The 9197-nt window shown below is 38.3% G+C and carries 7 protein-coding genes, 4 tRNA genes and 1 riboswitch; of the genes, 4 read left to right on the top strand and 7 right to left on the bottom strand.

Annotation, left to right across the window (positions count from 1 at the left end; genetic code table 11):
* Positions 1-261 precede the first annotated feature (261 nt).
* Both WBM70_RS09980 and WBM70_RS09975 read left to right on the top strand, forming a co-directional pair.
* Positions 262-1023, top strand: coding sequence for a type IV toxin-antitoxin system AbiEi family antitoxin domain-containing protein (locus tag WBM70_RS09980; protein WP_424558360.1), 762 nt, complete (start codon positions 262-264; stop codon positions 1021-1023).
* The gene (locus WBM70_RS09975; protein WP_424558359.1) at positions 1016-1945 is read left to right on the top strand and encodes a nucleotidyl transferase AbiEii/AbiGii toxin family protein; all 930 of its coding nucleotides are present in this window, start codon (positions 1016-1018) and stop codon (positions 1943-1945) included. The genes WBM70_RS09980 and WBM70_RS09975 overlap by 8 nt, the downstream gene beginning before the upstream one ends.
* A gap of 120 nt (positions 1946-2065) precedes the next feature.
* Here the strand turns inward: WBM70_RS09975 and WBM70_RS09970 are convergent.
* The 4 genes from WBM70_RS09970 to WBM70_RS09955 all read right to left on the bottom strand — a co-directional run bounded on the left by WBM70_RS09970 (position 2066) and on the right by WBM70_RS09955 (position 2493).
* Positions 2066-2153, bottom strand: a tRNA-Ser gene (locus WBM70_RS09970).
* Between the two features lie 54 nt (positions 2154-2207).
* Positions 2208-2283 (bottom strand) — tRNA-Cys (locus WBM70_RS09965).
* 8 nt (positions 2284-2291) lie between these two features.
* A tRNA-Leu gene (locus tag WBM70_RS09960) sits at positions 2292-2378 on the bottom strand.
* 40 nt (positions 2379-2418) lie between these two features.
* Positions 2419-2493, bottom strand: a tRNA-Gly gene (locus WBM70_RS09955).
* A gap of 170 nt (positions 2494-2663) precedes the next feature.
* On the opposite strand from WBM70_RS09955, the gene ilvD reads away from it, so the two are divergent.
* Positions 2664-4352: a dihydroxy-acid dehydratase gene (gene ilvD / locus WBM70_RS09950; RefSeq protein WP_424558358.1), complete on the top strand. Its 1689-nt coding sequence runs from the start codon at positions 2664-2666 to the stop codon at positions 4350-4352.
* Positions 4353-4779: 427 nt separating this feature from the next.
* On the opposite strand, the gene WBM70_RS09945 is transcribed toward ilvD, so the two are convergent.
* From WBM70_RS09945 to WBM70_RS09935, 3 genes are all read right to left on the bottom strand, one after another.
* The gene (locus tag WBM70_RS09945) at positions 4780-5760 is read right to left on the bottom strand and encodes an NlpC/P60 family protein (protein WP_424558357.1); all 981 of its coding nucleotides are present in this window, start codon (positions 5758-5760) and stop codon (positions 4780-4782) included.
* 184 nt (positions 5761-5944) lie between these two features.
* Positions 5945-6019: riboswitch (cyclic di-GMP riboswitch) on the bottom strand.
* Positions 6020-6088: 69 nt separating this feature from the next.
* Positions 6089-7768 carry a GMC family oxidoreductase gene (locus WBM70_RS09940; protein WP_424558356.1) on the bottom strand — a complete coding sequence of 560 codons (1680 nt, stop codon included), beginning with the start codon at positions 7766-7768 and terminating at the stop codon, positions 6089-6091.
* Positions 7765-8265, bottom strand: a complete 501-nt coding sequence (locus WBM70_RS09935; RefSeq protein WP_424558355.1) for a gluconate 2-dehydrogenase subunit 3 family protein — start codon at positions 8263-8265, stop codon at positions 7765-7767. Before WBM70_RS09935 ends, WBM70_RS09940 begins: the two co-directional genes overlap by 4 nt.
* Positions 8266-8648: 383 nt before the next feature.
* Between WBM70_RS09935 and WBM70_RS09930 the strand changes: the two genes are divergently transcribed.
* On the top strand, positions 8649-9086 hold the full coding sequence (locus WBM70_RS09930) for a DoxX family protein (RefSeq protein ID WP_424558354.1): 438 nt from the start codon (positions 8649-8651) through the stop codon (positions 9084-9086).
* Positions 9087-9197 lie beyond the last annotated feature (111 nt).

Genomic DNA, 9197 nt, shown 5'->3' with positions numbered 1-9197 from the left:
TTGGTAACAATGTTACCAAACACATATTGATAATCTTCAAACTTCACTTGGTCAACTACAACAATAATAATATGTAAAAGATAATGTAATTACAGGGGAAAGTGTTAAGATACTGAAGGCATAATCTCTTACGTCTATATATGTCATATTTATATCTATAAGTTCCAAAATAATATAAAATATAAACCTATAGTTTATTTATTCTAAATATTTAGAACAAAAATATAGTAATTAGTTCTAAAATATGGTAGAATATAAACTATGAGTTTAGAAAAAGAGTTAAAACTAAAACAACTATATCAATTGTTACCCGAAGGTGTTGTGGCACCAAGTTCATGGTTCACTGCCAATGGCTATTCCTCACAGCTAATCTACAAGTATGTTAAAAATGGATGGCTGACCAAACTTGGGAACGGAGCCTACATAAGACCTGCATCAATATTGGAATGGCAGGGAGCTGTCCTGGGACTTCAGAAGCTTGCAGGACTGCCTTTTCATCTGGGAGGACTTTCCGCACTTAACCTTTTAGGTTATGCACATTACTTACCTATAGGGGGAGAGAAGTCTATTACGCTGTATGGAGAGAAGTCACCTCCTGCATGGATCAGGCAGATAGAGTCTCTCTCCTTCACCTTTTATAAAAAACCACTCTTTGGAGATCTGGGACTAAAGAAACAGGATACCTCTATACGAGATTGGCAAATAAACATCTCTTCACCCGAAAGAGCTATACTTGAACTTCTCTACCAAGTGGGAGATAAAGGAATCAGTTTTAAGTTTGTTGCAGAGATATTTGAAGGACTGACAACACTAAGCCCAAGAGTTCTAAATGAGTTACTTCTGAACTGTAGCAGTAGAAAAGTAAAACGATTGTTTCTCTTCTTCGCAGACTACTATAACTTTCCCTGGACTGGGCATATCAGTAAAGATATAGAAATAGGCTCAGGAAAACTGCAAATTGTTAAAGATGGAAATTATCATAAAACCTATATGATTACAGTACCAAAGGAATTTAATGCTTGACAACTCAAATATTTATTATAAACAAGTACAGTTGCTTTTAGAAGTACTGCCATACATCAACAATGAAGAGTGCTTTGCCCTAAAAGGCGGAACAGCCATCAATATGTTCGTTAGAGATATGCCAAGACTCTCTGTAGATATTGACTTGATGTATCTACCTGTTGAGAACAGAACAAGCAGTCTGAAACATATTGCTGAGGCACTTGAGAGAATTGCACAGAATATTGAGAAGAGTATGAAAGGTTCAAAAGTATATCGACTGGAACAAAGAGGAGATGGCACACTCTCTAAACTGCAAGTTGAGAAGGATGGTGTACGTATTAAAATAGAGACATCCCCTGTAATGAGAGGAACTGTTAAGGAGCCAACTCTTGAAATGGTCAGTCCAAAAGTGGAAGAAGCATTTGGATTTGCAGAAACATTGGTAGTGCATCATGATGATCTCTATGCAGGTAAAATATGTGCAGCACTTGACCGTCAACATCCAAGAGACTTTTTTGATGTGAGAGGATTGCTTGACAATGAGGGCATTAGTGATTCTTTGATGGATGTATTTATCGTATATCTTATCAGCTCAAATCAACCTATAGCTAAACTGCTACACCCTAACCTCATAGATATTAGCCATACCTTTGAAGAACAGTTTATAGGTATGACTACAGAACCTATAGAGCTAGAACTTTTGACCGATACAAGGGGTGAGCTGATCAAGATCCTGCATCAGAAATTAACAGCAGAGCATAAAGCATTTTTGCTTGGGTTCAAAAAAGGGGATCCTGATTGGGGTCTATTGCCGTTCAAGAATATTGATCGGCTTCCATCAGTAAAATGGAAAATGCTTAATCTTGAGAAAATGGATAAGGATAAACGTTTAGAGGCTTTTGAAAAGTTGGAACGTAGTTTGAATACTAAAAAGAATTGATACAGCGCTAAAAAATAGACCTGTGGTGGTACATAGGTGGTATTTAAGTTTTTTACAAAACAGTGAAAACACTCTCAAAGTACGTTGTGCTGGTAACTATATTGGTTTGTTTAAAAATAATGGCCGGGAGAGGGGGATTCGAACCCCCGGAGGTATAACCCTCACCGGTTTTCAAGACCGGCACATTCGACCACTCTGACATCTCCCGACAATTTGAAGAATAGAATATTATCTAAAAATAGATAAATTCCAGTTTATATAATGGAGGAACCAGCCGGACTCGAACCGGCGAATAGCAGCTTTGCAGGCTGCGGCCTTACCAACTTGGCGATGGTTCCATATATGGTGGTACCCGGAGCCGGACTTGAACCGGCACGGTCACAATGACCGGGGGATTTTAAGTCCCCTGTGTCTACCATTCCACCACCCGGGCATAATTGGTACCATTCATATAATGTAATACTTATTTTTTATGGAGCGGGCGAACGGGTTCGAACCGTCGACCCCAACCTTGGCAAGGTTATGCTCTACCGCTGAGCTACGCCCGCACATCCATACCTCTTTTAAAGTATTAGTTTAAAATTGGAGTGCGATTATAGCCAAAAAAGTTTTTAATGTAAAGAGAAAACATCACTTCTTGGATAAAAAGTGCTTTTGTCCTCTTTTTTTTGAGATTCATCTGCTATAATCGATAAAAATACATATAAAAGGCTTTTCCATGAGAAGTGACGAAATAAAACAGGGGTTTAGTAGAGCTCCACATAGAAGTCTACTGCGTGCAACGGGTGTAAAAGATGAAGATTTTGAAAAACCGTTCATCGGTGTGGCAAATTCATTCATAGAGATCATTCCCGGACATTTTTTCCTTAACAAAGTTGCTGAAGTGATCAAAGAGGAGATCCGTGCCAATGGATGTGTACCTTTTGAATTTAACACTATTGGTGTGGATGACGGTATCGCTATGGGACATGATGGTATGCTTTTCTCTCTTCCGAGTCGTGAGATCATTGCAAACTCTATAGAAACCGTTATGAATGCACACAAACTTGATGCGATGATCGCTATACCTAACTGTGACAAGATCGTTCCTGGGATGATCATGGGTGCCTTACGGGTGAATGTACCTACAGTGTTTGTCTCTGGAGGTCCTATGGAAAAGGGCTACACAAAAGATGGTACCCCTATCGATCTTGCCACGGCATTTGAAGCGGTTGGGAAACATGAAACCGGTGAGATCACAGATGAAGAACTACTTGACATTGAGTGTAATGCCTGTCCAAGCGGTGGGTCTTGTTCAGGGATGTTTACAGCGAACTCTATGAATACACTGATGGAAGCAATGGGTATCGCTCTTCCAGGGAATGGTACTATACTTGCATTGACCCCTGAGAGAACAGAGCTTTACAGAAAAGCTGCCAGACGTGTCTGTGAGATAGCAAAGTCGGAAGCTGCTGAACGTGAAAAATACCGTTTGCGAAATATTTTGAATGAAAATGCCGTACGTAATGCTTTCGCTGTAGATATGGCAATGGGAGGGAGTTCAAACACAGTACTTCACATGCTGGCTATTGCAATAGAAGCAGAAGTTGACTTTAATCTCAGTGACATCAATGCCATCTCTAAGCGTGTATCTCACATCGCAAAGATCTCTCCATCACTCTCAACCGTACACATGGAAGATATCAATAAAGCAGGTGGTGTCAATGCCGTGATGCATGAGATGATGAAACGTGGTGATAATATTTTACTTGATAACTTAGGGGTAACAGGTGAAACACTGTATGAAAAAGTAAAAGATGCGAAGATACTCGATACGAATATTATCCATACCATAGACAATCCTTACTCTGAAGTGGGTGGATTAGCCATCCTTTATGGTAACCTTGCAGAACAAGGTGCTGTCATTAAAACTGCCGGTATCACTGGAGACAGAGTCTTTACTGGTACTGCTGTATGTTTTAACTCACAGGATGAGTGTCTAGAAGGCATATTAGCCGGTAAAGTTAAAGCTGGCGATGTTGTAGTTATCCGCTATGAAGGTCCTCGTGGTGGTCCTGGTATGCAAGAGATGCTTAGCCCTACCAGTCTTATCATGGGTATGGGACTTGGAGACAAAGTAGCCTTGATCACTGATGGTAGATTTTCAGGTGCCACAAGAGGAGCAAGTATCGGACATGTAAGCCCTGAAGCTGCAGAAGGTGGTCTTATCGGACTACTTGAGGATGGTGATGAGATACATATCGATGTGGATCAGTACATCTTACAAGCGAACCTCAGTGATGAAGTCATTGCAGAAAGAAGAGCAAACTTTAAACCTCTTATCAAGCCGTTGAAAAGTAAATGGTTAAGACAATATAGAGCATTGGTAACCAATGCGAGTTCTGGTGCAGTATTAGAAGCAGATTAAAACAGATAGTATGTCAAAGGGGGAAAACCCTTGACATACCTCCTCCTAAATTCATAAAAACTTTAGTTAGTTAATTGAAATTTTGATATCAATTTCCCCATAAGTGTCGACTTGCAAGGCAAAGCATCAATATCATTCAAACTTTTATTCTCATTAGACAAGAGCCTACAAAAAATTCTATTGTTTACCTCAACATTTTGTCTTTCATGCACTTCACCACAGCTTGCACACTGCTTCCATATACCATTCCAAGTAACATTTGTGTTGTTACATTTTCTACAAATAGTCATGGTATTTCCTTTACACTTTTGATCAAAACAAAATGAACTAGCTGATGGAGGCCTATAAAGGTACTAATTCCAATATTAGGTTTAATTGAATAGAAGGGGTACAAGGAGTAAACACTCCTCAAGAAGACGATTTAATATTAAGAAGGACGTCTTGCACCTTTGTATCTGTTACTATAAAAATTCTTATGTAATTTTGAGATGACAACTTTTTTCTTCGCAGATGAAGCATGGATAAATTTATTATCTCCAAGGTAAATACCTACATGATTCACATACCCCTTACGTCTTTTAGATGTATCAAAGAAGATCAGGTCCCCTTTTTGTAATTCATCTCTTTTTACATATTTTCCAACTTTTGACTGCATAATAGAAGTACGTGGGAGCTCTATACCATTCTTTTTATAGACATATTTTACAAAACTAGAACAGTCATAGGTATTTTTATTACCGCTTGCACCCCATACGTATCTTTTTCCTAATTTCTTTTTTGCCAATGATGTAATCTTTTTACATTTATCTGCATTTTTATTATTCTTCCCAACAAAAATATCACTGAAGGCAAATGTATTACTTTTTTTTGCTTTTGCTTTACCTGCCTCTAAACTAATCGTATCTAATCGAGAAAGTGATGCAGCTAACTTTTTATTTGATATGTTTTTCTTCACTTTTGCAAATTTAATTGTTTTCTTGTTCTGAGGAACTTTTAGTGACTTTCCTATTTTGATCATTGAACTCGTTTTAAGACCATTTACTTTTCTTAGCTTTGCAATTGTGGTATGATGTTTTCTTGCAATACTTGAAAGGGTATCTCCTTTTTTAATACGATACTTTGTCAATGTAGTAGATTTTTTCTTACTGCTTTTTTTGACTACTTTTTTCTTACTCTTTGAAGAAGTCACAGATTTTGGTACTTTGATCACTTTTCCCAACTTAAGGACTTCACCTTTTTTTATCCCATTTGCTTTTCGTATTTTTGTGATTGTTGTATTATTCTTATGTGCTATCTTATAAAGAGAGTCTCCACTCTTCACTTTATATTTAATAGTTTGTGTAGTGGCAGCATGTGTTGCACCTGTAGCGAGAGAGAACGTAAGTAATAGTTTATAAAGTTTCTTCAATGATTGCCCCTGTTTAAAGTAATACGTTTTAATAGTATAAATTATAATCCATACTAAAAAATATATGTAATTGTAACGCTTAATGATTAATAAAAAATAAACAAAAATTTAAATTTGTCTTAACCCATAATGTGCTGAGATAAAGAGAAGAAAGTCATTTAAACGCAGTAATCCACATGTAAATATTGGCAACTTGGCAATCTTTCGAAGACCCATAGTTTTCTGTCCCTACTTTACAATAGGTTTAGCTTTTTCAACATCTTTGGATGCATAGTATCAGAATCCACTTTAAAAAAAAATAAAACCAGCTTATACAAGGATATAAATTCTAACGTACGTTTAACTGCTTAACGATATGATCAGCCACTCTGAAAGCATTCGCATAGATGGTCCAGGTATAGGCTACAGAGCCTCCTGTTGGCATAAAACTGGCATCCGCAACATATAGGTTTTTTACATCATGAGATCGACAATATTTATTCAATACTGATGTTTTTGGGTCATTTCCAAAACGACACCCTCCTGCAACCAGGTTTTGTGGAGGAGCAGAAGAGATAGAAGAATAGATGTTCTTTGCTCCCATCTCTTCAAGTACTTTCTCACACCTCTTAGCAATATAGCTGCCTACTTTTACATCTTGAGGGTGCCCTTCGAGTCTCAGTTTCCCTACAGGCATGCCAAATCTGTCTTTATGTATAGGGTCCAATGCTACAAAGCAGTCATCATTGGGAAGCCAGTCATTAAAGACTTCAAAACGAATGCTTTTCTGTTCTGTAAATCGCGTAACAAGTCGTTCTCCCAGATCTTTCCCCCACACCAGTTTTCCATCTTTGTACCCATTTTTACGTGCGCGGCTAATGATGTTTTGATGTTCAAACATGAACTCTACAGAACCACCTTTAAATTTACCGTCCCACCAATGGTCGATAAAATACCAATCCAGGATCGAACGATTAACAAAAAGACCTGTTGTCATAAGTTCTTCAAATTTTATATGCTTCAAACTGTCCTTGTGTAACTCTCCCTGTCCCGAACCTCCGCCGGAGAAGAGTAGGTTTTTACCCAGTTCTCCACTACTGTTTCCTAAACCGTCAGGATGATGTTCATTTGCAGAGTTGAGCAAAAGCCTTGCACTCTCATGTGCCTGAGCAGCAACAACAAAGATCTTTCCTGTTATTTTTTTCTCTTTACCTGTGATAGTGTCAACGACTACAGCGTATGACACTTCATCCTTAATTTGAGTATGTAGATACTTGACATAGGTATTGCTCAGCAAGGTCAGGTTCCCTGTTGCAAGAGCCGGTTTTAAAAGTGCTTCTCTTGAACTTCCTTTTGCTCCAGAACTGCAACCATAACTGCCACAGAAATTTGAGTAATAACAGGCATCACGTCCAGGTTTATCTTTTGAGAGTACTGCTCTTGGTGTGACAAGCGGTGTAATGTCAAGTGCTTTACAGCTCTTGTCAAACAGCTTTACTACTGCGTTTTCTTTTGTGGGTGGTTGCGTAAAATCATTTGTACTGCGTGGTGGTTCAAATGGATGTTTATCTACCCTGCCTGAAATTCCTACAAGCTCTTCCGTTAAGGCATAATAAGGTTCCATATCATCATAAGAGATGGGCCAGTCAACCACATTGGCACCTTTGATCTCTCCATATTTACTCTTAAGCCTAAAATCATCAGGATGCAGACGATGCAGCATACCGGACATCAAGTTTGAAGACCCTCCAACAATACTCCCGTTCCAGAAACTCCAGCCAGATTCATAGGTGGGGGTAGCCACCCACTCTCCATCTATTTTTTCCTCGATCGTATGATACTCGTCAAATAAATTAGGTGTGACCAGATCTCTTCTACTATAGGCCAATTCATCTTTGGAAAATGCTTCTCGATTCATAAGCTTGCCTTTTTCCAATACAGCAACTTTATATCCTGCCTGACATAAAGTGTAGGCAACAGCTCCACCACTTGCTCCTGATCCTATTATCACAACATCATACATACTCATAATTCAATATACCTTGTTTTTGGCCTTGGGAAACCGCCATAGGAAGAGATAGACTTCCATCCCTCCTCTTGAATATTTGAGCCATAGATCGGATCACTGAACAATCCCTCCATGCTAAGTGTTATCATACGAGACAGCCAACTGCTGCCATATTCTGTTGCTTCATAGGCACGTAAAGCTTTTTCTTTCTCTTCCTTCGAGAGAGAGACAAATCGTCCTTTTTCTCGCTTTTCCAGCTCCTTTGCCCCTTCAAGCACAAAGGCTTTAATATCCCTATCAAAACTCTTATGCATGATGGTTTCAAATAAAAACTGTGTGACATTCATCGATTTGGCAGAAGGGATTTTACTGCCTTCTGGGAACAAATGTGCTTGCACTGCTGAGAGTGTCGGTTCTAACTTTTTAAATGTTTTTTCAAAATCACTCATCTCTTTTGCCTGCATATATGGAGACAGGCCAAAAATAGAGCCCAATATAAGAAATTTTCTTCTTTTCATTTATATATCTTTAAATTGATCTTTACGCATCATATACTATATTGTGTGTATTCTAGGTGTACTGTACATACTTTACACGGATTAGATATTATACTCAATGTCTCAAAAAATATAAGGAAATACCCTGAAAAAGTTAATTTTTGCTTTAGTGATAGGTTTTGCACTGGCTGCATTGCGAATAAAACCATGTAATGTAAAGATATAATATACCATCTATGCAAATGCGGTGAAAGTAACTGTGGCGATAAATAGTTTTTATCCCTATCTCTCCTCTTTTTTTGGAGAAGATGATTATTTTCTTTGCTTAATACACACACACTACACATCTTTCCTACTATACTTCTCTTGTAACAACGAACGTATTGTATAAAAAGGAGTTACAAATGCTAAAAACCATATACCCAATGACAACAAGCATATTAAGTCATGGGAAAAACATCTCTTTGCTATTGGCCAGACTTACTATCGCTTATGGCTTTTACGAACCTGCGATGAAAAAGTGGTCAGACATTTCAAGTGTTGCTGATTGGTTTGGCTCCATTGGTATCCCTTTTCCTACTCTAAATGCCTATGTGGCAGCAGGAACAGAACTTCTAGGCGTGGTACTCTTGACCCTGGGCCTCTTCACAAGACTCATTTCAATACCTCTGATCATTGTGATGATTGTGGCTATCACAACTGTCCATTTGACACATGGGTTTTCTGCAGGGGACAACGGGTTTGAAATTCCTTTATACTATATGCTGTTTTTAGCGATATTTGCTTCATTTGGAGCCGGAAAATTTAGTTTCGACCACCTTCTTTTTGGTGAAGAACAATAATACAAAGGAAAAACAATGAAAAAACTACTGATCTTACTTAGCGCACTGGCACTGACATTCTCACTTTCAATGGCAGAAGGAAAATGTAACGGAAACAAATGTGACAGCAGT

Origin of the sequence: Sulfurovum sp., assembly GCF_049668085.1 — a bacterium.
Classification (GTDB): domain Bacteria; phylum Campylobacterota; class Campylobacteria; order Campylobacterales; family Sulfurovaceae; genus Sulfurovum.
This window is presented reverse-complemented; position numbering and strand designations above follow the sequence as displayed.

Excerpts from the sequence above, each read along its gene's own strand:
- WBM70_RS09935 (WP_424558355.1), bottom strand. The coding sequence starts at position 8,265 with ATGAAAAGAAGAAAATTTCTTATATTGGGCTCTATTTTTGGCCTGTCT.
- WBM70_RS09930 (WP_424558354.1), top strand. The coding sequence starts at position 8,649 with ATGCTAAAAACCATATACCCAATGACAACAAGCATATTAAGTCATGGG.
- WBM70_RS09980 (WP_424558360.1), top strand. The coding sequence starts at position 262 with ATGAGTTTAGAAAAAGAGTTAAAACTAAAACAACTATATCAATTGTTA.
- WBM70_RS09975 (WP_424558359.1), top strand. The coding sequence starts at position 1,016 with ATGCTTGACAACTCAAATATTTATTATAAACAAGTACAGTTGCTTTTA.
- WBM70_RS09940 (WP_424558356.1), bottom strand. The coding sequence starts at position 7,768 with ATGAGTATGTATGATGTTGTGATAATAGGATCAGGAGCAAGTGGTGGA.
- ilvD (WP_424558358.1), top strand. The coding sequence starts at position 2,664 with ATGAGAAGTGACGAAATAAAACAGGGGTTTAGTAGAGCTCCACATAGA.